Origin of the sequence: Alkalicoccobacillus porphyridii (assembly GCF_007293315.1) — a bacterium.
Taxonomy (GTDB): Bacteria; Bacillota; Bacilli; order Bacillales; family Bacillaceae_D; genus Alkalicoccobacillus; species Alkalicoccobacillus porphyridii.
Genome location: NZ_VLXZ01000004.1, coordinates 59,892 through 85,069, shown reverse-complemented (window position 1 = coordinate 85,069; position 25,178 = coordinate 59,892). Strand labels below are relative to the sequence as shown.

28 protein-coding genes are annotated in these 25,178 nt (G+C 41.3%); all 28 read right to left on the bottom strand.

Going from position 1 to position 25,178, the window contains the following annotated elements; genetic code table 11:
* Positions 1 to 29: 29 nt before the first annotated feature.
* On the bottom strand, positions 30 to 833 hold the full coding sequence (gene trpA, locus FN960_RS07835) for a tryptophan synthase subunit alpha (protein WP_143848151.1): 804 nt from the start codon (positions 831 to 833) through the stop codon (positions 30 to 32).
* Positions 823 to 2,034: a tryptophan synthase subunit beta gene (gene trpB, locus FN960_RS07830; protein WP_143848150.1), complete on the bottom strand. Its 1,212-nt coding sequence runs from the start codon at positions 2,032 to 2,034 to the stop codon at positions 823 to 825. The genes trpA and trpB overlap by 11 nt, the downstream gene beginning before the upstream one ends.
* Complete coding sequence (locus FN960_RS07825) at positions 2,025 to 2,666, bottom strand: phosphoribosylanthranilate isomerase (protein WP_185970964.1); 642 nt, start codon at positions 2,664 to 2,666, stop codon at positions 2,025 to 2,027. Before FN960_RS07825 ends, trpB begins: the two co-directional genes overlap by 10 nt.
* The gene (trpC, locus tag FN960_RS07820; protein WP_143848149.1) at positions 2,650 to 3,423 is read right to left on the bottom strand and encodes an indole-3-glycerol phosphate synthase TrpC; all 774 of its coding nucleotides are present in this window, start codon (positions 3,421 to 3,423) and stop codon (positions 2,650 to 2,652) included. The genes FN960_RS07825 and trpC overlap by 17 nt, the downstream gene beginning before the upstream one ends.
* Complete coding sequence (gene trpD, locus FN960_RS07815) at positions 3,416 to 4,444, bottom strand: anthranilate phosphoribosyltransferase (protein WP_143848148.1); 1,029 nt, start codon at positions 4,442 to 4,444, stop codon at positions 3,416 to 3,418. Before trpD ends, trpC begins: the two co-directional genes overlap by 8 nt.
* Complete coding sequence (gene trpE, locus FN960_RS07810) at positions 4,437 to 5,945, bottom strand: anthranilate synthase component I (RefSeq protein ID WP_143848147.1); 1,509 nt, start codon at positions 5,943 to 5,945, stop codon at positions 4,437 to 4,439. The genes trpD and trpE overlap by 8 nt, the downstream gene beginning before the upstream one ends.
* A 253-nt stretch (positions 5,946 to 6,198) precedes the next feature.
* Positions 6,199 to 6,576 carry a chorismate mutase gene (aroH, locus tag FN960_RS07805; RefSeq protein ID WP_143848146.1) on the bottom strand — a complete coding sequence of 126 codons (378 nt, stop codon included), beginning with the start codon at positions 6,574 to 6,576 and terminating at the stop codon, positions 6,199 to 6,201.
* 10 nt (positions 6,577 to 6,586) lie between these two features.
* Positions 6,587 to 7,663 carry a 3-dehydroquinate synthase gene (aroB, locus tag FN960_RS07800; RefSeq protein WP_143848145.1) on the bottom strand — a complete coding sequence of 359 codons (1,077 nt, stop codon included), beginning with the start codon at positions 7,661 to 7,663 and terminating at the stop codon, positions 6,587 to 6,589.
* Positions 7,664 to 7,666: 3 nt separating this feature from the next.
* Positions 7,667 to 8,839 carry a chorismate synthase gene (aroC, locus tag FN960_RS07795; protein ID WP_143848144.1) on the bottom strand — a complete coding sequence of 391 codons (1,173 nt, stop codon included), beginning with the start codon at positions 8,837 to 8,839 and terminating at the stop codon, positions 7,667 to 7,669.
* A gap of 112 nt (positions 8,840 to 8,951) precedes the next feature.
* Positions 8,952 to 9,728: a CheR family methyltransferase gene (locus FN960_RS07790; RefSeq protein ID WP_143848143.1), complete on the bottom strand. Its 777-nt coding sequence runs from the start codon at positions 9,726 to 9,728 to the stop codon at positions 8,952 to 8,954.
* A gap of 244 nt (positions 9,729 to 9,972) precedes the next feature.
* Positions 9,973 to 10,416, bottom strand: a complete 444-nt coding sequence (ndk, locus tag FN960_RS07785) for a nucleoside-diphosphate kinase (RefSeq protein WP_143848142.1) — start codon at positions 10,414 to 10,416, stop codon at positions 9,973 to 9,975.
* A gap of 110 nt (positions 10,417 to 10,526) precedes the next feature.
* Complete coding sequence (gene hepT / locus FN960_RS07780) at positions 10,527 to 11,495, bottom strand: heptaprenyl diphosphate synthase component II (RefSeq protein WP_143848141.1); 969 nt, start codon at positions 11,493 to 11,495, stop codon at positions 10,527 to 10,529.
* A 26-nt stretch (positions 11,496 to 11,521) separates the two neighbouring features.
* A complete protein-coding gene (locus FN960_RS07775) occupies positions 11,522 to 12,364 on the bottom strand; it encodes a menaquinone biosynthetic enzyme MqnA/MqnD family protein (RefSeq protein ID WP_143848140.1) in 843 nt (280 codons plus the stop codon).
* A complete protein-coding gene (locus FN960_RS07770; RefSeq protein WP_143848139.1) occupies positions 12,361 to 12,957 on the bottom strand; it encodes a UbiX family flavin prenyltransferase in 597 nt (198 codons plus the stop codon). Before FN960_RS07770 ends, FN960_RS07775 begins: the two co-directional genes overlap by 4 nt.
* Positions 12,954 to 13,820, bottom strand: a complete 867-nt coding sequence (locus FN960_RS07765; RefSeq protein WP_143848138.1) for a UbiA-like polyprenyltransferase — start codon at positions 13,818 to 13,820, stop codon at positions 12,954 to 12,956. Before FN960_RS07765 ends, FN960_RS07770 begins: the two co-directional genes overlap by 4 nt.
* Before the next feature lie 64 nt (positions 13,821 to 13,884).
* Positions 13,885 to 14,622 (bottom strand): demethylmenaquinone methyltransferase, encoded by a 738-nt coding sequence (locus tag FN960_RS07760; protein WP_306461606.1) that lies wholly within the window; start codon positions 14,620 to 14,622, stop codon positions 13,885 to 13,887.
* Positions 14,603 to 15,388: a heptaprenyl diphosphate synthase component 1 gene (locus FN960_RS07755; protein WP_143848136.1), complete on the bottom strand. Its 786-nt coding sequence runs from the start codon at positions 15,386 to 15,388 to the stop codon at positions 14,603 to 14,605. Before FN960_RS07755 ends, FN960_RS07760 begins: the two co-directional genes overlap by 20 nt.
* 110 nt (positions 15,389 to 15,498) lie before the next feature.
* Positions 15,499 to 15,720: a trp RNA-binding attenuation protein MtrB gene (gene mtrB / locus FN960_RS07750; protein ID WP_143848135.1), complete on the bottom strand. Its 222-nt coding sequence runs from the start codon at positions 15,718 to 15,720 to the stop codon at positions 15,499 to 15,501.
* Positions 15,721 to 16,224: 504 nt separating this feature from the next.
* Complete coding sequence (spoIVA, locus tag FN960_RS07745) at positions 16,225 to 17,703, bottom strand: stage IV sporulation protein A (RefSeq protein ID WP_143848134.1); 1,479 nt, start codon at positions 17,701 to 17,703, stop codon at positions 16,225 to 16,227.
* Between the two features lie 229 nt (positions 17,704 to 17,932).
* On the bottom strand, positions 17,933 to 18,664 hold the full coding sequence (locus tag FN960_RS07740; protein ID WP_260681958.1) for a YphF family lipoprotein: 732 nt from the start codon (positions 18,662 to 18,664) through the stop codon (positions 17,933 to 17,935).
* Positions 18,665 to 18,693: 29 nt separating this feature from the next.
* On the bottom strand, positions 18,694 to 18,894 hold the full coding sequence (locus tag FN960_RS07735) for a DUF2768 domain-containing protein (protein WP_143848133.1): 201 nt from the start codon (positions 18,892 to 18,894) through the stop codon (positions 18,694 to 18,696).
* 187 nt (positions 18,895 to 19,081) lie between these two features.
* The gene (locus tag FN960_RS07730) at positions 19,082 to 19,348 is read right to left on the bottom strand and encodes a stage VI sporulation protein F (protein WP_143848132.1); all 267 of its coding nucleotides are present in this window, start codon (positions 19,346 to 19,348) and stop codon (positions 19,082 to 19,084) included.
* 84 nt (positions 19,349 to 19,432) lie between these two features.
* Positions 19,433 to 20,455 (bottom strand): NAD(P)H-dependent glycerol-3-phosphate dehydrogenase, encoded by a 1,023-nt coding sequence (locus tag FN960_RS07725; RefSeq protein ID WP_143848131.1) that lies wholly within the window; start codon positions 20,453 to 20,455, stop codon positions 19,433 to 19,435.
* Between the two features lie 28 nt (positions 20,456 to 20,483).
* Positions 20,484 to 21,101: a glycerol-3-phosphate 1-O-acyltransferase PlsY gene (gene plsY / locus FN960_RS07720; protein ID WP_143848130.1), complete on the bottom strand. Its 618-nt coding sequence runs from the start codon at positions 21,099 to 21,101 to the stop codon at positions 20,484 to 20,486.
* A 34-nt stretch (positions 21,102 to 21,135) separates the two neighbouring features.
* Positions 21,136 to 22,452, bottom strand: coding sequence for a ribosome biogenesis GTPase Der (gene der, locus FN960_RS07715; protein WP_143848129.1), 1,317 nt, complete (start codon positions 22,450 to 22,452; stop codon positions 21,136 to 21,138).
* A gap of 173 nt (positions 22,453 to 22,625) precedes the next feature.
* The gene (locus FN960_RS07710; RefSeq protein ID WP_143848128.1) at positions 22,626 to 23,231 is read right to left on the bottom strand and encodes a YphA family membrane protein; all 606 of its coding nucleotides are present in this window, start codon (positions 23,229 to 23,231) and stop codon (positions 22,626 to 22,628) included.
* A gap of 111 nt (positions 23,232 to 23,342) precedes the next feature.
* Positions 23,343 to 24,497 (bottom strand): 30S ribosomal protein S1, encoded by a 1,155-nt coding sequence (gene rpsA, locus FN960_RS07705; protein WP_143848127.1) that lies wholly within the window; start codon positions 24,495 to 24,497, stop codon positions 23,343 to 23,345.
* An 87-nt stretch (positions 24,498 to 24,584) separates the two neighbouring features.
* On the bottom strand, positions 24,585 to 25,178 hold the full coding sequence (locus FN960_RS07700; RefSeq protein ID WP_143848126.1) for a lysophospholipid acyltransferase family protein: 594 nt from the start codon (positions 25,176 to 25,178) through the stop codon (positions 24,585 to 24,587).

Below are 25,178 nucleotides of genomic sequence, written 5' to 3'. Positions count from 1 at the left end.
TACATGTCTAAATTCATTCTAAGACTATGTTACTCCGAAATAAGGTCTTTGACAAATGATTTAATGCGTTGAAGCGCTACTTCTTTTTGTTGTGGCGATTTTAACGCTTCCGCCTGCTCTTCAATCTGTCTCACGAGTGCACTACCAACTACAACCCCATCCGCTAACTCATTAACCGTTTGAACCTGTGTTCTCGTAGAAATTCCAAAACCAACTGCGATTGGAATACGACTTGCTGATCGCACTGTATCCATAAAGGTTGAGATTCTTGGGTCTAATTCCTCTCGTACACCTGTCACACCAAGTGAAGAGACACAATAAAGAAACCCTTGAGCTCGATTTGCGATTTTTTCGATACGTTCCTTAGAAGTAGGAGCAACTAGAGAAATTAAAGCTAAATCCTCCTCTTCGCAATACGAGCTTAGTTCATCACTCTCTTCATAAGGCAGATCCGGCACTAATATCCCATCTACGCCAAAAGAAGCCGCTTCTTCAGTAAAACGCTTAAGCCCATATTGTAAAAGTGGATTCACATACGTAAAAATAATAACTGGAATCTCGAGTCCCCTCTCCCGCATAACAGGTACTAGCTCTAAAGCTTTCGTCAGTGTCATACCACCTGCTAGTGCTCGTTTAGAGGCTGCTTGAATAACGGGACCATCTGCCAGCGGATCAGAGTAAGGAATACCAAGCTCTAAAATGGACGCTCCCGCTTCCTGTAAGGAAAGGGCAATATCAATTGTAGCCTCTCCAGAAGGATCTCCTGCCGTAATGAACGGAATAAACAGTTTCTCTTGTTTGCTAAGCGCTGTTTCTAATCGTTTATTGCTCATGACGACTCTCTCCTTTTACATGCTTGCGAATGGTATGAACATCCTTATCACCTCTGCCAGACAAGCAAACTAAAATAATATCTTCTTTTGAGAGCTCTGAAGCACGCTCAAAAGCCACTGCTAGCGCGTGAGAAGATTCTATTGCCGGAATGATCCCTTCTTCTTTTGACAACTTCATGAGAGCATCCAATGCTTGCTGGTCAGTAACCGCCTTATAGGTCACACGTCCACTTTTTGCAAGATGAGCATGCTCTGGGCCAACACCAGGATAATCAAGTCCTGCGGAAATGGAGTACGGCTCTATAATTTGTCCCGCTTGATCTTGTATTAAGTAGGTAAGAGACCCATGAATCACTCCAGGCGTTCCCTTTGAGATGGTTGCAGCATGGTGTTTAGTTTCGACCCCTAAACCTGCAGCTTCTACCCCAATTAATGCGACATCGTCATCTAAGAAGGGATAAAAGCTGCCAATTGCATTGCTTCCCCCACCGACACAGGCAATAATCTCAGTTGGTAATCGTTCCTCTGTAGCTAAAAGCTGAACCTTTGCTTCATCCCCAATAATTCGTTGAAAGTCACGAACCATTTTTGGATAAGGATGTGGCCCAACCACTGAGCCGATCAGATAAAATGTATCCTCTGCGTTCGCCACCCAGTAGCGTATCGCCTCATTTGTAGCATCCTTTAACGTACGGCTTCCTGATTCGGCCGGGATCACTTCTGCACCAAGCAGCTCCATACGAAAAACATTTAATGATTGACGCTCTATGTCTTCTGTTCCCATAAATACTTTGCATTCAAGTCCAAATCTGGCTGCGATTGTTGCCGTTGCCACTCCATGCTGTCCTGCACCGGTTTCCGCAACAATTTTGGTTTTCCCCATTCTTTTTGCGAGCAGGGCTTGACCCATTGCATTATTTAATTTATGGGCTCCCGTGTGTAGCAAATCCTCGCGTTTAAGATATATTTTTGCGCCACCTATTTGCTCGCTAATGTTTTTTGCATAGGATAAAGCGGTTGGCCGGCCAGCGTATTCACGTAATTGTTCATGATATTCATCCATAAACGCTTCATCATCTATAGCCGCCTCTACAGCTTCTTCTAACTCTTCTAACACGCTCATAAGTGTTTCCGGGACGTATTTTCCGCCAAACTCACCAAAACGCCCTTTCTCGTCTGGATACTGCATCGTCACTTGCATACAACTCCTTCAAATTGAGTGATAATTTCCGTTGACTTCTCTCCGTTCACCTCTAAGCCACTGGAAAGATCGATCCCATCTGGTTGATAAGCCAGTAATTGCTTGACATTACTGGTATCAACTCCACCAGCAATAAAGACCGGCACTCGTTGTCTTTTTCCTTCTGAAATGTATTCTGGTACAGCTTTCCAGTCAAATGTTTGGCCTGTGCCTCCCCATTGACCACTCACTTTGGCATCAATCACATACCCATCCGCAATCCCTGCATACCTCGTCATTTCTGTTCGACCATTCAGTTGATGGTGTATGGCTTTCCAAACCCTAACCCCTGTTTTCGCCCGTATATTAGCAACTGTCTCTGGGGACTCTGTGCCATGGCATTGAATCACATCAATAGGCAGCTGGCTAATCACATGCTGAATCTCATCAATCGTTGCATTCACAAATAACGCAACGAGCTTCTTGTTTTTAGAATTAGGATGCTTTGACAACCATTGTTTCACGTCACTTGGTCGGACTTCCCTTTTTACACCAGGAACAAACACGAACCCAAGATAACTTGCAGCACTTTGTGAGGTAATCTTAAGATCCTCTTCGTTTTTGTTCCCGCAATATTTAAGAAGTGGTCTCATGATTTGTCTCTCCAAATAAAGTGGCAATCCCATGGGTAGGAGATGCTGCCCGCATTAGTGATTCGCCTACAAGGACTGCCTGTGCACCGGCTGATTTCACACGTTCTATATCCTCCGGAAGATGAATTCCACTTTCACTAATAAAAATCGATTCTTTTGGCACCAGCTCAGCGATGTTTTCTGTTTGACCAAGATCCGTTTGGAATGTTTTTAAATTTCGGTTATTTATTCCGATGATTTGTGGCGTAAATACGTTAAGAAGTCCCTCAAGCTCCTCTCGTTCATGTACTTCTACCAAGCACTCTAAACCTCTTCTGTAAGCAGATTGATATAGCTCATAAAGCTTTTCATCAGAGACCGTACCTGCGATTAGCAATAGGGCATCTGCTCCAATTCTAAAACTCTCTTCAATCTGAATCTCATCTATAATAAAGTCCTTTCTCATAATTGGTAGCTTCGTAGATTGTTTGATAGCTGATAGATACTCACGGTGCCCTTGAAAATAATGCTCGTCAGTTAGTACAGAAATCGCGTCGGCTCCAGCTTTCTCATACTCTGTTGCAATCTCAACCGGATTAAACTGCTCCCTAATTAACCCTTTAGACGGGGAAGCTTTTTTCACTTCTGCAATCAAACCCACTGTTCTTTGTGGTCGTATAAGAGATTGATATAGCGAGTGTCGCTCTACTTCCATTTCTTCAGGTAGTATCAGTTCTGAAATTTCTTTACGTTTGGTTTTTAAAATGGTCTCAAGCATGCTTAAACCCCTCTTCTTGTTGCTTAACATTCATCTGAAGATACTCTAGTACCTTTCCACCTTCTATTAATTCCCTAGCATAATCAGCACCTTGTTTAATAGTGGTAACTTGATTAGCAGCATATAGGGCTGCACCTGCATTTAAACAAACGATCGATATTGCCGAAGCATTAGCCGTGTTGGCGAAAATCCCCTGAATTAATTGAGCACTTTCCGTTGTTGTTGCCACTTGTATCTCTTTTAGTGAACCTGTCTTAATCCCAGCTTCCTCAGGTGTGAGTTCATACACATTCATTTCCCCGTTCATCACGTCCACAATTTGCGTTGAACCATGGACAGAGCATTCATCAAGATTATCTGCACCAGTAACAAGAATGGTATGTGTAGTACCTAGCCTTTTAATGGCTTCCCCCATCTTGATCGCGTGCTCTCTGCCAGACACCCCAATTAATTGAAATTCTGCCTTAGCCGGATTGGTCATTGGACCAACAAAATTAAATATTGTCCGAAAGCCAATCTGCTTTCTTGCTGGTGCTGCATATTTCATAGAACGATGATACAGGGGAGCAAATAGAAAACATAGATTTTTGTCTTCTAACGCTTTGGCAGCCGCTTCTGGCTCTTGCTGAATATCAATATTTAATTGTTCTAGCACGTCTGCACTTCCGCTTTTTGAGGTTACAGCTCGGTTTCCATGCTTAGCGACTGGTACAGAGGCTGCTGCACATACAAAGGAAACAGCCGTAGAGATATTAAACGTATTTAAATGATCGCCACCCGTTCCACAGGTGTCTAATACTCCGCTAAGATTGTGCGGAATAGAAACAGCATGATCTCTCATCGCTCTTGTGAAGCCGACTAATTCATCAACCGACTCTCCACGAAGCTTCATCATGCTTATTAAACTAGCAATTTGACTAACATCCGCTTGATCTTTCATCATCATATCCATAGCCTCATAAGCTTGTTGCTCAGTTAACGTATGCCCTTCTGCGCACATCGCTAGTAACGTTCTAAACATGGGATGATGCCTCCTCTGTACTAAACATGACCTCAGCAATCTGAACCGCTCTAATTAATGCCTTAGCCTTATTTCTTGTTTCCTCAAACTCTGACTCTGGGTGCGAATCAGCCACAATACCAGCGCCAGCCTGTATCGTCGCTGTGCCATTTTGGATCGTCATAGTCCGTATGGCAATGCATGAATCAATATTCCCGTCATAACCTAAATAGCCAATCGCGCCAGCATATAATCCTCTTCTTGTTGGCTCAAGCTCCTGCAAAATTTCCATCGCACGGATTTTTGGAGCGCCCGACACTGTGCCTGCAGGAAAGGATGCCATTAAGGCCTCAAGTGGTTTTGTATTGGGATGTAACCGCCCTGTTACTTTTGAGACAATATGCATCACATGTGAAAACAAACCGATTTCTAGAAGCTGTGGCGTTTCCACGGAGCCATATTGTGCAATACGACCTACATCATTTCTAGCTAGATCCACAAGCATATAATGTTCCGCACGTTCTTTTTCATCCGCTAGAAGTTCTTCTCTAAATTGCAGATCCTCTTCAGCAGTTTGCCCTCTAGGCCTAGTTCCAGCGATCGGATGAATCTCTACATGTCCGTTTTGGACCTGTACCAAGCGTTCTGGGGAGCTTCCCACTACCTCCATGTCATCAAGACGAAGATAAAATAAATACGGAGACGGATTAATTAAGCGTAATACGCGATAGATGTCGAGAGCTTTTACAGAAACAGGTGTAGTAAATCGTTGCGATAACACGGTTTGAAATACATCTCCGGCTTTAATATACTCTTGAACAGCTTCCACATCACGAATATATGTCTCTTTTGTATAATTTGATGATATTCCCTCAAAGGAAACCTCTTGATTACTTGTAGGTATACCCGAAGATAGAGTTGAAATAGATGTTCTGCTTAATTTCCCCATCACATCAGCAACAATCGCTTCTCCCCGTTCATATCGTTCTTTAGTGGAGGAATCATCTTTTGGCAAGTGCACCATAACTACTAGCTCTTTTTGCTCGTGATCGTAAGAAATTAATGTCTCACAAAAAAGAAAATGATAGTGCGGCAAGACTGATTCTGTCTCTCGCTTTAACTTTGGTTCAATCGTTTCAATTGCATCATAGCTCATGTATCCAACTGCACCACCAGTAAATGGAATGGGGATGTCACTTGGTTCTACATCAAGCTTTGTTAATGTGTTCTCAAAAGCAGCTTCAAATGAGCTAGCCTTTACTAGTACTTTTTTATTTCGATCAAATGTTTCATACGTTCCCTGATTTTCTTTTAATTCGTACAGTGGATTTAGTCCGATAAACGAATACCGAGACCATGTTGATTGTTCGTCCTTACTTTCAAGTAAAAAGGCAGCCTGATCATGAAGCTGTTGAATGATATGGATGGGTGTAAGGCCATCAGCAAAATAGCTAGCTGTAAATCTAACCGTACCATACGATTTGCAAGCTTCGGCAAAGGTATCATAGGGGGTCTGTCTCATTGAATTGTCTCGCTCCTCACGTATATGAGGGCCAGTAGAAGGAAGGGTAACTATAGAGGAATATAAAAACGCCCTCTGAGCTTGGCTCAGGGACGTGTAAAGGGCAGACTGGTCTCGTCTCCGCTCGTCTCTACTCAGCTCTTCTCTACTCGGCTCTTCTCATTTTTTCTCATCTCGTAATACTCTCATCTGAAGCTACAGACCCTCTGGTCCGTACACTTTCATAAATTGTACCTTGCATCTATCCTAATCGTCAACTATCAACTTCTGTTTGTGCCAAATCAGGACGAAGCTTAACTGCATTGTTTAAATAAACATGCTTTATTTGTTGCTGTGTTTTATCTGTGTTAACCGTCATAAGCATTCGAATGCATAGTGGCATACCAGAAGCCACATTTATTTCTTGCGCACAGGTTACCGGAACATAGTCCCAGCCCTCTAAGCGGCGCATTGCTTTAGCTGGAAAGGCAGCATTTAGGTCTGATGTGGCCGTTAATAATACTTGTGCCACGTCCTCAGGTTTGATGTTATTTTGCTTCACTATATCCACAAAAAGCTGCTCGGTTGCATCCAGAATGAAGTGCTCCTTATTTTCTTCGACAGTTGTTGCCCCACGAATGCCTCGAACCATTTCCAGCCTCCTAATTCTCTTTGAGTAGAGAAAAAATTATATCTGTTTCTACCTTCTCTACACAAGCTACTCCAATTTCTTTTAATAAGATCATCCGGATCATTCCGGCTTCTGTTTTTTTGTCTTTTTTCATAGCAAGTAAAAGCTCTTGACGACTTAACTCATTAGGAATTTCAGTCTCATATCCGAATGACTTCACCCAGGCTATGAAGCTAGGTATATCAAGATGAGTATCATAAAGCTGTTCACTCAGCCTCATTGCAAACACAATTCCTATGACTACTGCCTCACCATGAGTGATTCGCCCATATCCGGATACGGACTCAATTGCGTGTCCAAGTGTGTGTCCAAGGTTTAGCAGCGCTCTAACGCCATGCTCTTGTTCATCCTCGGATACGACCTTCGCTTTAATAGCTATTGATTGACTAAGAAGCTCTGCCATTAAGTCATTATCTATGGAGTCAAATGACTTAATGGACGTTTGCAGCCACTCATAAAATGGGCGATTAAGAATGAGACCATGCTTTAGGACCTCAGCAAAGCCCGAGCGCCATTCTTGTGTTGAAAGTGACCCCAGCATCGCTGTGTCATATAATACAACTTCAGGCTGATGAAATGCCCCTACCATGTTCTTACCTAAAGCATGATTAATGGCGACTTTTCCTCCGACACTACTATCATGAGCGAGCAGCGTTGTCGGCATTTGAACAAAACGAATACCTCGCATATAGGAAGCCGCAACAAACCCAGCAATATCTCCAACGACGCCGCCACCAAGTGCAATGATGACTGATTTCCTGTCCAAACCACACGTTAAAGCTTCCGTAATCAATCGCTCATATTCAGCAAAGGATTTTGACTGTTCGCCACTCGGAATCGTCACAGTATGCACTTGCTCAAATCCACTTAAACCAGAGAGCACATCCTTTAAATATAGCGGACCAACCGTGGAATCTGTAATAACTAAAATAGAAGACACCGGTTGCTCCAGACACTTCTGCAGCCATTTCCCGGTTTCAAATCGTAACCCATTGTCTAAATACACGGTATATGAATGGTCATTTGTATTTACATGAACCTGTTTCATTAATTAAAAGTCCTTTGCCGCAGCATTGTGACGATGAATATTCTCAGAAATAGCTTCCACCTTATCCTGTCCAAACGTTTCAAGCAGGGCACCAGCTATTTCCCAAGCCACGACTGCTTCAGCCACTACAGAGGCTGCTGGAACTGCACAGCTGTCCGAGCGTTCAATGCTGGCTTGGAACGGCTCTTTTGTTTCAATGTCTACACTTTGAAGAGGCTTATATAAGGTTGGTATTGGCTTCATTACGCCTTTTACTACGATAGGCATACCATTTGTCATTCCGCCCTCAAACCCACCAAGATTGTTGGTCTTTCGGGTGTAGCCTTGCTCTTCGTCCCAAATAATTTCATCGTGAACACGACTGCCTGGTAATTTAGCCGCTTCAAAACCAATGCCAATTTCTACACCTTTAAAAGCATTAATGCTCATAATGGCACCAGCAATTTTCGCATCAAGCTTACGGTCATATTGCACATGACTTCCGAGTCCAATTGGTACACCACTCACAACAACCTCAACTATGCCCCCAATTGAATCTCCGTCTTGTTTTGCTTGATCTATGGCAGCCATCATTTGCTCTGATGCCTGGTCATCTAAACAGCGTACCTGAGAGGCTTCAGAGCGTTCTTTAAGATCCTTAACAGATTGATATTCTGTTTGAACAGCACGGACGCCACCAATTTCAAGAACGTGCCCTGCTACTTCAATTCCAAACGTTTTGAGGATTTTTTTTGCGACGGCTCCTGCTGCCACTCGAACTGTCGTTTCTCTTGCAGAGGAGCGCTCTAGAACGTTCCGCATATCACGATGACCATACTTAATCGCACCATTTAAATCTGCATGCCCCGGTCTTGGTCGAGTTAGCTTTCTTTTTACTTCCTTCTCTTCTTCATCTGAAATAGGCTCAGCGCCCATCACCTTTGTCCAATGAGTCCAATCCTTGTTCTCTACTACTAAGGCGATGGGAGCCCCTGTAGTTTTTCCATGACGAACGCCACTTGTAATTTGAACCTGGTCCTTTTCAATTTGCATACGTCTGCCACGACCATAACCGCCCTGTCTTCTGGAAAGCTCTGTATTAATATCTTCCGCCGTAAGCTCCAGCTGAGCCGGCACCCCTTCAATTATGGTTGTTAGCTGTGGTCCATGCGACTCTCCTGCCGTTAAATATCTCATCTTCCATCCCCCTACTATCCATACGTATAACTCAATTCTTTATCGCTTTTATGCGTTAAATTATAACATATATTTATATTGATGTCTTCTATCACACTAAAATCAATTCTGTTTATCCAATCTTTTCATAAAAGAACGTATCTCGACTTTTTAAACCATATGTATCTGGATTAAAGATCTGTTCGGTGCTACCTACAAACAATATCCCGCCAGGTCGTAATGCTCTACTGAATTTCTGATAAAGAATATGCTTGGCTTCCTCCGTAAAATAAATCATCACATTCCGACAGATAATTAAATCATACGGTCCTGCAAACCGATCTGATAACAAATTTTGTTGTTTAAATGTAACCAATTGTTTTAATGTTGCATCAAGCTCATAGATCGTGCTTTTCTTTGAAAAATATTGATCGAGCATAATGGGTGGAACTTCCTTCATAGAACGCTCCCCATACAACCCGAGCTTTGCACGCTCTAAAATCACACGATCGAGATCTGTTGCCAGGATTGAGAATTGGTCAGGCTGTAAATGCTTTAGAAGAATCATAGCCAGTGTATACGGTTCTTCACCTGAAGAACACGCTGCACTCCAGGTTTTAAGCGTTCGTGTTGGAGTTAGCAATCTCGGTAGAATGTCCTGATCGAGTACCTGCCAACGTGAGTGGTTTCGAAAAAATTCAGAAACATTAATCGTCATTCTTTCCAAACACTCATCTAACAGCTCCTGATTATGTAACATAGCTCTAACATAGGATGCAAAGTCTGGAAATCCTTTTTTCTCTCGTAATGATGTTAATCTTCGTTTCATTTGTGCTTCTTTATAGGATGCTAAATCAATGCCAGTCATTGATTTAAGCGATTGAATAAATTGCTCGTAATCCCCGTTCATGTGGTCTCCTTCTTAAATATCTTTTGATCATCATACCCTATTTTGATGACTGCGCTCAACCCAAACTGTTACACAAAAGAATACAACTCTAAAAGATAATTTGAAATTCTTCTGTCAGATTGAGATCTTCTTATGTCCAAGTTGGTTTTAGCAACAAGAAAGAGCAGAACAGTTATGTAGGCTAACATAATTGTTCTGCTCATCTTTGTTATTATAACGAAAGAGGTAGGTTACCCTCCCTCGTTTAAATCCATTGATTGATTGTTTTCTTATAAGAAACAAGCTCATCTTCTGTAAAAAAGAGATTAATTTCTCTTACCGCGCTTTCCGGTGAATCAGAGCCGTGTATCAAATTCATACCAACATGTACGCCATAATCGCCTCTAATCGTACCCGGTGATGCTTCAATTGGATTAGTTGAACCTACCAATGTGCGTGAAGACTTAATGACATTCTCACCTTCCCACACCATAGCAAATACCGGACCAGAGGTAATAAAATCTACAAGCTCTCCGAAAAAAGGACGTTCTTTGTGCTCACCATAATGGGTTTCTGCCAGATCCCTTGATAGCTGAGTAAGCTTTCCAGCAACAAGTGTAAATCCTTTTGCCTCAAAACGAGAAATAATTTCTCCGATTAAACCCCTTTGAACTCCGTCAGGCTTAACCATTAAGTAGGTACGTTCCATATGTATAGCCTCTTTTCTTCATCAATATGTATGTTATGCATTCGCTTACATTGTTGAGTATAGCAAAAAAGCCAGCTATTGACAATATCAATAACTGACCTAATATCCTGTTAAAACTTCCTTCTGCCTATATAGGATGCAAGCTGCAAAAAATAGGTTTTTGCTTCTACATCAGGTAATGCTTCAAGCTGATCAAAAGCCTTTTGAAGATAACGATCACTTATTGTAACCGCATATTCAATGCCACCAGAGGCTTTAATCTGATTAATAATATCAGTCATGTCTTCAAATGGCTCGTCTTTTGTAAGGCTACTTTGAATGATGGTCTTCAGTTTTGGTTCTTTATACATGGCGTATAGAGCCGGAAGTGTAACATTGCCCTGGCGCAAATCACCACCTGCTGGCTTGCCAAGCTGCTCCATGGTACCAACAAAATCAAGAATATCGTCCGTAATTTGAAACGACATCCCAACGTAATATCCAAATAAATAAAGTCTTCGTTGGACATCAATAGGTGCATTAGCTGCGATGGCACCAAGTTTACAGCTAACGGCAATTAGAAGTGCCGTTTTTCGCTTAATCCTGCGGAAGTACGTCCGCAAATTCTGATCCCAGTTAAACTGATCTCGAATCTGTTCAACTTCCCCAATGCACATTTCCATGATGGCATCAGAGATAATCAAGTGAATGGAGCGAGAATCAAAGTAGGCTGCTGTTTGCACTGCCTTTGCAAAAATGTAATCGCCCGCATACATAGCCACACGATTATCCCATTGCGACTTGATTGTTTTTTTTCCACGTCGTAAGTCTGCATCATCAATCACATCATCATGGACCAATGAGGCCATATGAATAAGCTCAAGCGAAACAGCAATATGTTTCAGCGCTTGAATATCATATGTGCCGAATCTAGCTGCAAGCAAAACAAAGACAGGTCTAATACGCTTTCCCCCAGCGTGTAACAAGTCCGTTGACGCCTGACGTAGTACCTCGTGCCTTGCTTGAATCGTCTCTTCTAATTCCTTTTCGATGATCTTAATATCTGATTGAAAATGTCCGTAGATTTCTGCTAGTTTCATTATGTCACCTTATCCTGCCCGCCATATCAGGAATGAATCTTATTCCAGACGCTAATTGAGTGAATTGACTTTGACAAGAATCCATACTCATAAGCCAGCTTGTAATAATATAATAGTCCACGCATGTTCTCTTCATTAAAATGATACCATAGATTTTGAAAATATGACTGCCAAAAATGAAATGTTCCCCCTTGTTTCAAGGAAAAATGCTCAGCTAATTGGCGATAATTATCTTCTTTTGTTTGCTCTCGACTATCCAACAGCGATTGATATACCGTTTCTAATGGATTGGTTTGAGTATGTAGTACTTCTTTGCGAACAGCAAACAAAGCATATGTCATTGGCAGGCCAGTATGTTGATACCATAGCTCGCCAAGATCATATACATGCAGATCACCCGTTTTTCTTGCTGCCCGAATGGCATCATCCCCTATTAGCAGAGCAGCGTCATGATGATCGAGCATGCTATGAAGTTGAGGCTTCATTGTAACGTATTGAACCTGCAAATCATAAAAGAAGTGCAGCATAATCTTTAACAGATGAATCGTTGTAGCAGAGCTCGCAGTCAATGCAATTGTTTTTTCATTCAGCTTCTCAATAGGTACTTTAGAAAACAAAAGCAAAGATCGTACTTCTCCCTTGGAGGATACGGAGATGTCAGGAAGAATCGAGTACTCATCAGCATGCTCAGCGTAGGAAAAAGAAGAAATTCCTGCAACATCTAATCGTCCTGCTGCAAGCTCTTCATTAATTCTACTTGGTACGTTTGTGATTAATTCAAACCCTTGGGATCCTAACTGCTTCCGATTTAATTTATGAAAAAAAGGTTGGATGTTCGCATATTCGATTTCGCCGATACGTAATGTCATGATGTACTTCCCCACCTTTTAAACAGGTCGTGATCCACATCAAGAACATCTAAAGCTTTTCCGACAACAAAATTAATTAGATCATCCATCGTTTCTGGAGCATGATAAAATCCCGGCATAGCTGGTAGGAGAATCGCACCCGCATTAGATAATTTCAGCATATTTTCTAGCTGAATTTGATGTAATGGTGTTTCCCGAGGTACTATAACGAGCTTGCGTCTTTCCTTAAGCATGACATCAGCAGCTCTTTCTATTAAATTACCAGAGGCACCTGATGCAATACCAGAAAGAGATCCCATCGAGCATGGAATCACAATCATACCCGCTGTTTTAAATGAGCCACTTGCAATAGGAGCGGCATAATGATGGAGATCATGAACATGCAATAAGGATTGATTATTAGGAAACAAGCTAGCTAACAACGCTTTTCGATCTGTCGTGTCCAGCTTCATTTCTTCTTTAAATACCTGCCACGCGGCTTCTGTTATCACTAGATGAACTTCATGATCTAATCTTAACAGCTCCTGAACAAGTCGAACCGCATAAATTCCACCACTTGCACCAGTAACACCTACTACATATGGTAAAGTCATAGTAATATATCCCCCATTGTAAAACAAAACATAACTACACTTAACGTTCCGTTCATCGGAAAGAAGGCAAACATCACTCTCGATAAATCATTCTTTGTTACAAGTGAATGCTGATAGAGCATCATCAATCCAGCAATTATAACACCTATCAAATAGATCCAACCTAACAAGCCGGTGATAAAAAACAACATTAAAAATGCGCAAAAGCTCGCAATATGAAGACCTCTTGCAATCATAAGTCCTTTCGCCACTCCAAAACGACTTGGTATGGAGTAAAGTCCACGTTCCCGGTCATACTCTGCATCCTGGGTTGCATACACAACGTCAAAACCAGCAATCCAAAGGGCTACTGCTAAATATAGAATAATGGCTGTCCAAGTAATTTGTCCGGTAACCGCGATCCATCCGCCAAGAGGGGCAAAACCTATGGTTAATCCCAGCACAATATGACACATCCATGTAAAGCGTTTTGTATATGAATAAATCACTAGCAAAAAGACAGCTAGCGGTAAAAAGACAACGGCCAGCGGGTTAAGCTGAAAAGCCGCAATAAATAATAAGGCAAAAGAAACGACAATAAATAATAGAACTTCCATCTTGGAAACTAACCCAGACGGAATCGCTCGGTCAGCTGTACGTGGATTATCTCGGTCAATTCGTTCATCAATCAAACGATTTAATGACATCGCCGCGCTTCTTGCTCCAAACATGGCGACCACAATCCATACCCAATCCATCCATTCTGGAAAACGTCCATTAATAATTATACTTCCAACAATGGTTCCCATAAATGCAAATGGTAATGCAAATACCGTATGCTCAAATTTAATCATTTCAAGAATGATTTTTAACTTACGTATCACTTTATCCGATCCCCTTATTTGCCCAAACACTGTCTATCTTCCTGACAGAATTCCCGACACTACTCTATCTTTCTTCTTTTATTCCACTATGGACTGCAGCTACTCCACCTGAATAGCTTTTTACTTTCACATCCACTAAACCCGCTTCCTTAAATAAATCGGCCAGTTCACTTTTAGATGGAAAGGTCCGGGTTGATTCCTGAAGCCAGGAATACTCTTTATGGCTCCGTGCAAAAATTCTACCCGCAAGCGGCATGAGGTACCTAAAATATAGTTGATAGACCTGCTTATAAACGGGAAGACTAGGGTTGGATGTCTCCAGACAAACAACCAATCCACCTGGTTTAGCTACTCGTCTCATCTCTTTTAAAACATGAAGATAGTCTGGTACATTTCGTAGGCCAAATCCAATGGTTACAAAATCAAATTGGTTATCCTCATAAGGAAGCTCCATTGCATTCCCATGTTGTAAGCGTATGTATTCAAGTTGGCTATCTTTAAGCTTCTTCTTCCCTACATCAAGCATATTCTGACTGAAATCAATACCCTCCGTTCGTCCTTCAGGTCCCGCTGCACGTCCAAGTGCCATGGTCCAATCAGCCGTACCACAGCATACATCAAGGGACGCGTCTCCTTGTTTTACTTGCATCATATTCATGACATCTTTTCGCCAGGCAATATGTCTTTTGAGACTAATCACAGAGTTCATTCGATCATATTGGGACGAGATAGACTCAAATACTTGATGTACTCGCTCTTCCTTTGATTGTTGAGTCATAATACTATTGCACCCTTCCTTCAATAAACCCAGTAGGAGCCGCCGGTACGGACTCCTGTAAAAATAATTCAAGCTCTTGTGTGAATCCTTTTTGCTCCATTGTTAATTGATCTATTTCTTTTCTTAATTGTTCTTGTTTATGATGAATGCGTTGCCAAGCACTATCTGAACCAGAAGAATTAATTAATAAACTCATCAACGTAGAGTTCTGACCTTGAGACCAATAATTCCATTCCGCCATGAAACGGTGGTAATAAAAGGACAATTGAAAAAAGGGTTTCAATTCCTGTAAATTGTATTCTTCTAATATTTTTTCATAGAGAATAGATTCAATAAAGACCAGTTTATTAGCTATGTCTTCATAGCTATCTGAGCTTGTACTGTATACTTCCATTTTCATTTCATTTATTTCTTGTAATGTAAAGCTAAATATTCTTGTTAAAGGAACGCGGTCAGCTTCTGCTAGCAGATAATAATAAAGGCTACTATAGAAATCGCCAACCAACACTCGTAATTGTCGATGTTTACGTGCTGTATCTGAATCAACCTCATGAAGAGATACTTGTTCATGAACGTCTAAAGCCGCTTGTACTAACATCACACATAACGTAACAACGGACGCTTCTTCTTTTGGTACCTTCTTCGCTAGGGCAGCATAAAATAATTTGCACTTTCCCTCATCTATCCCGACTTCAGGGATATAATCATTTAAAAATGGGTGGTACGTGAGTCGATTAAATTTCTCTATGATTGCTGTGACCTCTTCTTCGATATGGCTACGTTTCCCCATATTGTCTTGCCTCCAGTGCTAAACATATTCATCTATACTAGTATAGCATAGTCAGGAAGCCCCAACCATGATCTGTCCGGACTTGAATCTTCCTATTCCTAGCCTCTCTGTTACTCTTCACCAGACTCTATGGTTCCATGGCTAGTTTGAATCTCTGCTTTACCTCTAACTTTTACTGCTGACGTGTGCTCTGTAAACTGAGCGACCATGACTTCCCCTTTGTCCAATTTCTCAGAATGATGAAAGCGTGTGTCTGTCCCTCTGGTTAGACCAATGACAGTGACACCATTTTCCTTTGCTTTAATCACGATATATTCTTTATCATTAGACATATTCATCTCTCCTGTTAAGTTTGCTTTTAACCGATAATATCAACCATTATGCCCTAAAGCTTAGCATATTCAATTCATAAAAAGCAAAAGGAACCCTTTGGGATAGAGGGCCCTAACAATAAATATGAAAACGTTCAGGATTTGATTGCTCTTCGTTAGTATTATAAAAACGGGCCATGAAAAAGTCCGCTAGAAATAAGCTCCTTGCGTCGCTAAAGGAGAAACCTACGCTTTCCACAGGAACGGCCTCAGCCCTTGAAATTGTATGGCGCCACTTCAATGTCGATCTGCCACGTGCTGTTCCCGTAAATTTTTCTGCACTTTGCGAAGTATTCGACTTTCTCCCGATGGATCTACCTCTCCATCTCGATATCTATGTGACAAGAGTGGGCTTGTTCATTTTTCACGTCATAATCATTAGACGTTTTTCTTTATTTTGATCACAAAAAAAAGCTGGTCGATTGATTCGACAAGCTTTCGGTAATGTTTAGCGACTATATTGTTTTAAAGGATAATCGCAATTAGACCGCCTGAGCCTTCGTTAATGATTCTCTCTAGTGTCTCTTTTAGCTTGTAGCGGGCGTTTTCAGGCATCAAGGAGAGCTTAGCTGAGATCCCCTCTCTCACAATAGAATTCAATGAGCGTCCAAAGATGTCTGAATTCCAGATGGATAAAGGATTCTCTTCAAAGTCTTGCATAAGATATCGAACGAGCTCTTCGCTTTGCTTTTCTGTTCCAATGATCGGGGCAAACTCAGATTCTACGTCTACTTTAATCATATGGATGGAAGGTGCCACGGCTTTTAATCTGACACCAAAACGAGCTCCCTGGCGAATGATCTCTGGTTCATCTAGGCTCATATCCGATAATGCAGGTGCGGCAATACCGTAACCGGTTTGCTTTACCATTTGCAGTGCATCTGACACTTGGTCGTACTCAGATTTTGCATGAGCAAAATCCTGCATTAATGAAAGCAGATGGTCCTTCCCTCTGATTTCTACACCTACTACTTCTTTTAAAACTTCATCATATAGTGTATCAGGTGCGTAGAGGTCAATTTCGGCAATACCATGACCCATTTCAATACCTGCAAGCCTTGCATCATCAATGAAATCGAATTCTGTGAAATGGCCCACAACCCGGTCAACATCACGAAGACGCTTGATATCCTTCACGGTCTCTCTCACAGATTCTTCATAGCTTTGACGCAGCCAATGTTCTTGATTTAATACCATAACCCAGCTAGGTAAATTCACATTCACTTCATGAACCGGGAATTCAAATAGTACCTCTCTTAATACATTTTGTATGTCTTGATCTGTCATACTTTCTATACTCATGGAGAGGACTGGTATGTCATGCTCTTCAGCTAACTGAGCTCGTAGCCTTTCTGTATCAGGGTGGTAAGGTCTGACGCTATTGACCACCATAATAAACGGCTTGCCTACTTCTTTTAACTCTTCAATCACTCTTGTTTCAGATTCTACATAATCATAGCGTGGGATGTCTCCGATCGTTCCATCACTTGTGATTACCACACCTAAGGTTGAGTGCTCCTGTATCACTTTTCTTGTTCCAATTTCGGCTGCTTCCTGAAACGGAATAGGTTCCTCATACCAAGGCGTATTTATCATACGAGGTCCATTCTCATCTTCGTATCCTTTGGCACCTGGTACAGCATACCCCACACAATCGACCAATCTGATGTTGACATCGAGTCCATCTCCGACATGAATAGAGACAGCTTGATTTGGAACAAATTTAGGCTCAGTTGTCATAATGGTTTTACCAGCAGCAGATTGTGGTAACTCATCCTGTGCCCTGATTTTATCCGATTCATTTTCAATGTTTGGCAGAACAACGAGTTCCATAAATTTTTTGATAAACGTCGATTTCCCTGTACGTACGGCCCCCACGACACCTAAATAAATATCTCCGCCAGTTCGCTCAGCAATATCCTTGAAAATGTCTACTTTTTCCACGTGATCCCCTCCCGATCATCTCAATGTAAGAGCTGCTCCGATTGTTCGCAAAACCTCACATACTTCATGCTATGAGCGTTGTCCCAAAAATATGATCATGTTTTTGGTTTTACTCAATTATCGGTTTCACTCCTTTTTCGGGAAGGGGACACCGGCAACGACAAAAATGCCCCTTCCATTATCGTATATATATCAATGGAAGAGGCAGAATAGACCTTGTTTTTTCTAATTATTCTTCGGTTGTATGTATAAACTGTGGATCTAGCTCGGGTTCCTGATCTTCATTCAATGTATATGGCACAGAATGAAAGGGAACAAATGGTGAATTTTCATATAGTAAAGGGCGTAAATCCTCGCCTTCTTCTACCTCATGCTCTTGAATAATTTGGTTAATATCACTAGCATAATCAATGATGATTTCACCTTGATTTGAATATAGTAATGGTAGTGTATTCCCTGTGTATGGACTGATTACAACGGGAGGCTGATCATATGAGAGTTTCTCATAATCGAGCTCAAATATCCCGTCTGCGACAAATTCTTTTACAGGCGCATATGTATGTTGAGATCGATAGGTATTAATTTTTCTAGTGAAATCTTGTATGGTGCTCACTGATTGTAAGTCAATTAGTTTAACTGTTGGATCTTCCTCCACATCAACAAGTACATATTGATAGACTCCACCATTCTCAAAAGCTGTGCCTGGTGGCTCCTGCATATATCGAGGAATCAGCTGTCTAAAATCTATCACGTAACGATTGTAGGTAGGGGTCTGTTCATTAAAGGTCTGAATAGGTAACACACCTGTATTCTCCTGAAATGAGTCCACAGCACTTTGTACAGATGCTAATTGATCAAGATAAGGAACTTGTGACGCCTGTCTCTCACCTTGTGGATAAAAACATCCCGTAAGTAACAGCATAGCTCCGAGTAACAACGCTTTCATGGGTAGTGATTTCAACTTCGTCCCCCCTTTGATGTATTCGAAAGTTAAGTTGAAGTTGGACCGCCAATTACAATATAAAAAACGATAAGGCCTGAAACAACTAAACAAATAAAAGAAAAGCTAAGCACTACTTTTTGTACGATACCACGTAGCTTAGTCCGACTGAACAATGCTAATGCAGCAGACACAAACATCAACAGCATACCGGCGAATGAAATATACATATGTAGCATTGCTTGAGACATTGTCATCCTCCTTTAAATATCACGCACTTATTAATAGCTTGTCCTTACACTCGCAAAAAATTGGAGAAAAGAGGGGCCCCTTCTCCAACTTCCGACATAACCCATATTGTAACAAGCCCTATATTTGTTGTTCCTTACAAGTATATGCACTACTTGTTTATTTGCAAGAACATGTGCCTAGTGGCGCTTAATTTTTGTTGAACATTTTTGAAAGGGAAGCAAAATCCGCAGGAACGTTATTTTTGATGATAGCTTGAACTAACTGATCTTCTTTTTCCTTTGAAACGGGCTTGCCAGCTAACTGTGCTACTTGGTGAATGAGTCTGCGGACAGTCTCTTCATCCTTAAGGTTAGACTTACTGACCGAATTCGCCAGCTTAAGAAGCTCATCAGGTCTTACTTTTGTATTTTTTTGAATATGATCAAAAAACGATGGGTCCTTTTTTGAGGCCACTGGTTTTCCTCCTCCGTACGTAGTATCAACATATCGTATGCGTACGTTAGGAGAAGGTGCGTCATCAAGCTCATTCTTTTTTACTTAGCGATCCTTTAATTGTTCTTCCTCATGCTTTTTGACACGGCCCATTAGCTCTTCAGCAGCTTCTTGAGGCTTCACTCCATTAAATAATACCTTATAAATCGCAGCTGTAATTGGCATTTCGACCTGATGAACCTTTGCAAGCTCATAGGCTGCCTGGGTTGTACGCACGCCTTCTACAGCCATGCCCATTTGCTCTAGTACTTCATCTAGTGAGAGACCTTGCCCAATCATTTGTCCAGCTCTCCAATTTCGAGAATGTACACTTGTACATGTAACAATTAGATCGCCAAGACCTGATAACCCTGAGAACGTCAATGGATCCGCTCCAAGCTTAACTCCTATTCTCGTCATTTCAGCAAGCCCTCTCGTCATAATGGCAGCTTTAGTGTTATCACCATAACCTAGTCCGTTCGTTACCCCACAGACCAAGGCTATAATATTTTTCAAAGCACCACCTAACTCTACACCGACTAAATCTGTATGGGTGTATACTCGAAAGCTCTGGTTCATAAATAAATCCTGAGCAAGCATAGCAGCATTAGAATCTAACGAAGAGACGGTTACCGTGGTAGGCTGCCGAAGACTGACTTCTTCAGCATGACTTGGGCCAGACAAGGCAACAACAGACTTTAACGTTGTAAACCCAACTGCCTCCTCCTCAATCATCTCAGATACTCGCTTTTGCGTTCCAGGTTCAATTCCTTTACTTACATGAATAATCGTTAAAGGCTTAGTCGCCGTTTTTAGTAGCTTCTTAGTTTCTTCTCTGATTGCCTTTACCGGGACCGCAAGAACAACAATATCGGTATCTTTAATAGCCTCGTTGACTTCAGTATAACCGTGTATATTCTCAGGAAGAAGAATATTAGGAAGATACCGTTTATTTGTTTTATGAGTATTAATTTCTTCTATTTGTTCAGCTCTTCTAGCCCACATACGAACAGAGTGGCCGTTGTCAGCTAAAACCATACCTAGCGCTGTCCCCCAGCTTCCTGAGCCAATTACAGCAATGTTACTCATACCAAGTCAACTCCTTGAACGATCATAATTATGCTTCTTTTTTTGAACCAAGTTTATTTTCAGAGCCACTTGCTAACCGATGAATATTGGTTCGATGTTTCCATAGCGAAAGCAAGGCTACCGCCAATGTGAGGTAGAAAAACTCTATCGGATAATCAAAAGTACTCAGAAGTAACCAGGTTGTGACGGGAGTTAAAATAACAAATAATAAAGACCCAAGTGACACATAACGAGTAATAAAAATACTAGCGATCGCCACAACACCTGCTATTAGAGCTGGTATAAATACTAGAGTCGCAATCACACCAATCGTGGTTGCGGCCCCTTTTCCCCCTCTGAATCCAAAATAAATGGGCCAGTTATGACCAAGAATCGCTGCCAAACCTGCTAAAGCAGGAACTAAATCATTTCCTGAGCCAATAAACACTCCGATCCAAACAGCTGCAATCCCTTTTGCAATGTCTAGTGCCAAAACGGATATGGCCGGACCCTTACCCATCACCCGTAATGTGTTGGTGGCACCAGCATTGCCGCTCCCCATTGTTCGAATATCCAGCTTAAGCAGCTTTCTGCCAATAAGATAGCTGAAACTAATTGAACCGAGCAGGTAGCCAATAGTTATGGAAACTAGAAGGGCTACTCCCATAGACGTTCTCCTCCATTTGCATGTTTTCTATTTATTAATCATTTTTCTTTCTAGAAATAATTTTCACTGGTGTGCCTTCTAATTCGAATGTAGCCCGTAAACGATTTTCTAAGAATCGTTGATAGGAGAAGTGCATCAATTCAGGCTCATTAACAAAGAACACAAATGTTGGTGGGCCCACCGCTACCTGAGTTACATAGTTGATTTTCAAACGTTTTCCTTTATCTGTAGGTGTCGGATTCATCACCACTGCATCCATAATCATATCATTGAGTACATGGGTTGGTACTCGTAGCGTATGATTTTCCGCAACCTTGTTCACAAGCGGTAGCAAATGCTGCATTCTTTGTTTTGTTAAAGCAGATAAGAACAAAATGGGTGCATACGTTAAAAATAAAAATTCATCTCGTATTTTTTGTTCAAAATTCTTCATGCTTTTATCATCTTTTTCCTGAAATGCATCCCATTTGTTTACTACAATTAAAATTGCTTTCCCTGCTTCATGGGCATAACCGGCAATCTTTTTATCCTGTTCAATAATTCCTTCTTCGGCATTTAAAACGACTAACACGACATCTGAGCGTTCGATCGCTTTTAAAGCGCGTAACACACTGTACTTCTCTGTTGATTCGTAGACCTTCCCCCGCTTACGCATACCCGCTGTATCAATCACAACATAATCTTGATCGTCTTTTGAAAACGGTGTATCGATTGCATCTCGCGTAGTTCCAGCTATATCACTTACAATAACACGGTCCTCGCCAAGCATCGCATTAACCAGTGACGATTTACCGACGTTTGGTCGACCAATTAACGCAATTCGGATGGTATCTGGATCATACGGCTCCTCCACCTGATCGGGAAAATGACTTTTCACTTCATCAAGCAAGTCACCAAGACCAAGTCCGTGAGAACCGGAAATCCCAAAAGGCTCGCCCATTCCCAAAGAATAAAATTCGTAAAGCTGCTCTTGCATTTCTACATTATCAATTTTATTAACAGCTAGCACAATTGGTTTTTTAGAACGGAATAATAGCTTTGCTACTTCTTGGTCAGCGTGAGTAATGCCTTCACGACCATTTACCATAAAGATAATGACATCTGATTCTTTTATCGCTAGCTCTGCTTGAGCACGCATTTGTACAAGAAGTGGTTCATCTCCTATTTCAATACCGCCTGTATCAATTACCTGGAATTCTGTGTCCAGCCATTCTCCCTGACTGTAAATTCGATCACGTGTTACACCAGGAATATCCTCTACAATGGCTACTCTTTCTCCAACTATTCGATTAAAAATCGTTGACTTTCCAACATTTGGACGACCTACAATGGCCACGACTGGTTTCGTCACAGCGCCACAACCTTTCTCTTAAATGCTGTATGGATCAAAATGATTTCTACAGCCATTTTTTCATACGAAAAAACGACATCTCCATCCACTTAATTCAGAGTGCATGCTTTGCCGTTTCTAACTCACTTATCTTACTAAAGAAAACCAAGCTTGTCGACCCTATAAGCAAGGTTTTATAGGCTCTGTGAGGCATAAGGATGGCTTTTCACCCACTTTTCGAAGAATCGCATACATGCTGCAAAGATTCCCATAAAAATAAAGAATACGCAGACCATCGCCAATACATCATAAAACATCCAATCACCGATGACATACATTCCCCATATTTGCCCATAGACAAGCTGTGCCAACACCTCACCATGAATCATTCCTAGAATAGAAATACCTACTTTCATCTTATAGTCTTTAGCAATAAAAATAGAGGAAAAACAAATAATAAAGGCTGCCATCCACGATTGAGGCGCAATTAAAATGATAGGATCGTATAGTACCCACAAAGAAAACCCTGCATACAAGGCCGAAAGCAACCAGGCAGAAATCATATAAAATAGAAGCGTTAGAGCTTTTTGGTTTCTGACATGTAAATAACAGCCCATGCTAAGCCATATCATGCCGACATTTAACGTACTTGAGGCAATCGTAATATTCACTGAATATAGAATGATAAACATTAAAATAAATACAGAATAACGATAACGTTTAGTAGACTTTGGTAACAAAAACGTAACGGTAATCCATGCTGCCCAACATAACCAATACATGAGTAATCCTTCAATCATTTTTAGCCCTCCTAGTTTCATAAACTAGTATGGGCTATAAGATGATTTGTTAAACCTAAAAAAGCCAGTAACCGAATCTTTCATCGGGTTACTGGCTTACCATATTTCAATTTATGGTCTGTACTTCTTAAGCTGATCACCAATCATATCTCCTAAAGAAAATCCACCAGAATCCTCTTCACGATTATTTTCATATTGAGTATATTCTTGGCTACTTTCTTCATCAGCTAACAGTTCACGTATACTTAAAGAAACACGTTTATCCTCTGAACTAACCTCAAGTACCTTAACTTGAACACTTTCTCCTTCACTTAGTACCTCAGATGGTGTACCAATGTGGCGATTAGCTATTTGTGAAATGTGGACTAGCCCTTCAATTCCAGGAGCAATTTCAACAAAAGCACCAAAGGAAACTAATCGTTTAACTGTGCCTTCAACAACATCACCGGCAGAGAATTGTTGTGCAACTTTTTCCCAAGGGCCTGGTTCTGTATCTTTAATTGAAAGTGACACTCGCTCACTGTTCGTATCAACAGATAAGATTTTTACGTTTACCTTATCGCCCTCAGAAACAATTTCTGACGGTGTTTCTACGCGATAATGTGCAAGCTGTGAAATGTGAACAAGCCCATCAACCCCACCGACATCAACAAACGCTCCAAAGTTTGTTAATCTTTGAACCGTGCCCTCCACGGTATCTCCAGGCTTTAAGGATTCAAGTACTTTGCGTTTTGTATTTTCTACCTCTTCATCAAGCACAGCACGCTGAGATAAAATAAGTTTATTGTGCTCCTTATCAATTTCAGCTACTTTTAATCGAAGAGTACGACCTTTATACTCAGAAAAATCCTCAACGAAATGACGCTCTACCAATGAAGCTGGAATAAATCCACGTACACCAACATCAACAACTAATCCGCCTTTTACCACGTCAGCTACTTCCGCTTCAATGACTTCTCCAGATTGAAAGGCTTCTTGAAGACGTTCCCATGCTTTTTCAGCGGAGACTGCACGTTTAGACAATACTAGCTCATCATCGGTGACTTTTTGAATTTTAAGCTCTAGCTCATCATCCACTGCTAACACATCACTAACCGTTTCAATGTGCAAGCTGGATAATTCACTGATAGGAATAATACCATCAACTTTAAAACCCACATCAACAAAGGCTTGTTTTTCTTCTACCTTTGTGACTTTTCCAGTGACGATATCTCCAACAGAGAATGACTTCATTTCAGAAACTTCGTTATTCATATCTTCGACCATTGACATCTGCCTCCTTCAATCCCCGCACAACTTACGTAGCGGAACGAACTAGTTTTATAAACAACTTTCATGATAAGTGAAAGAAATTTAATCTTGAGGTTGTTTGTGCTGATCCAATAGGTTTTGAATTGCTGTCATGATGATTAACGTAACGTCTGCAGAGTTTACCTTATTCTCTTTTTCTTTACTAAGGTCAATCGGCTCACCGTAAACCAGTTTTAATGGCTTACCGCGTTTGTACTCTCCAATTATCGCACAAGGGATAACCACTGCATCCGTTTTTAGAGCAAAGAACCCTGCGCCTGCCAATCCTTTTCCAAGCTTACCATCCTTGCTTCTCGTCCCTTCTGGGAAAAGACCAAGTATTTCATTGTCGTTTAAATAAGAGATTCCTTTACGTAAGGTTTGCTTATCAGCTCCTCCACGTTTTACCGGAAATGCGCCAAGCTTTGGCAGCAATTGTTTAAGGATAGGCTTTTCAAATAATTCCTGCTTAGCCATATACCTCGTTGGGCGCTTAATATAGGCACCAAGAAAAGGGGGATCCAAATTACTGATGTGATTACAGCAAAGAAGTACGCCACCCTCGTCTGGGATATTCTCTTTCCCTTCAATTTCAACCTTATACATCGTTGAAAGATAGGTTCTGCAAACAAATTGACCTAATTCATAGAGTCCCAT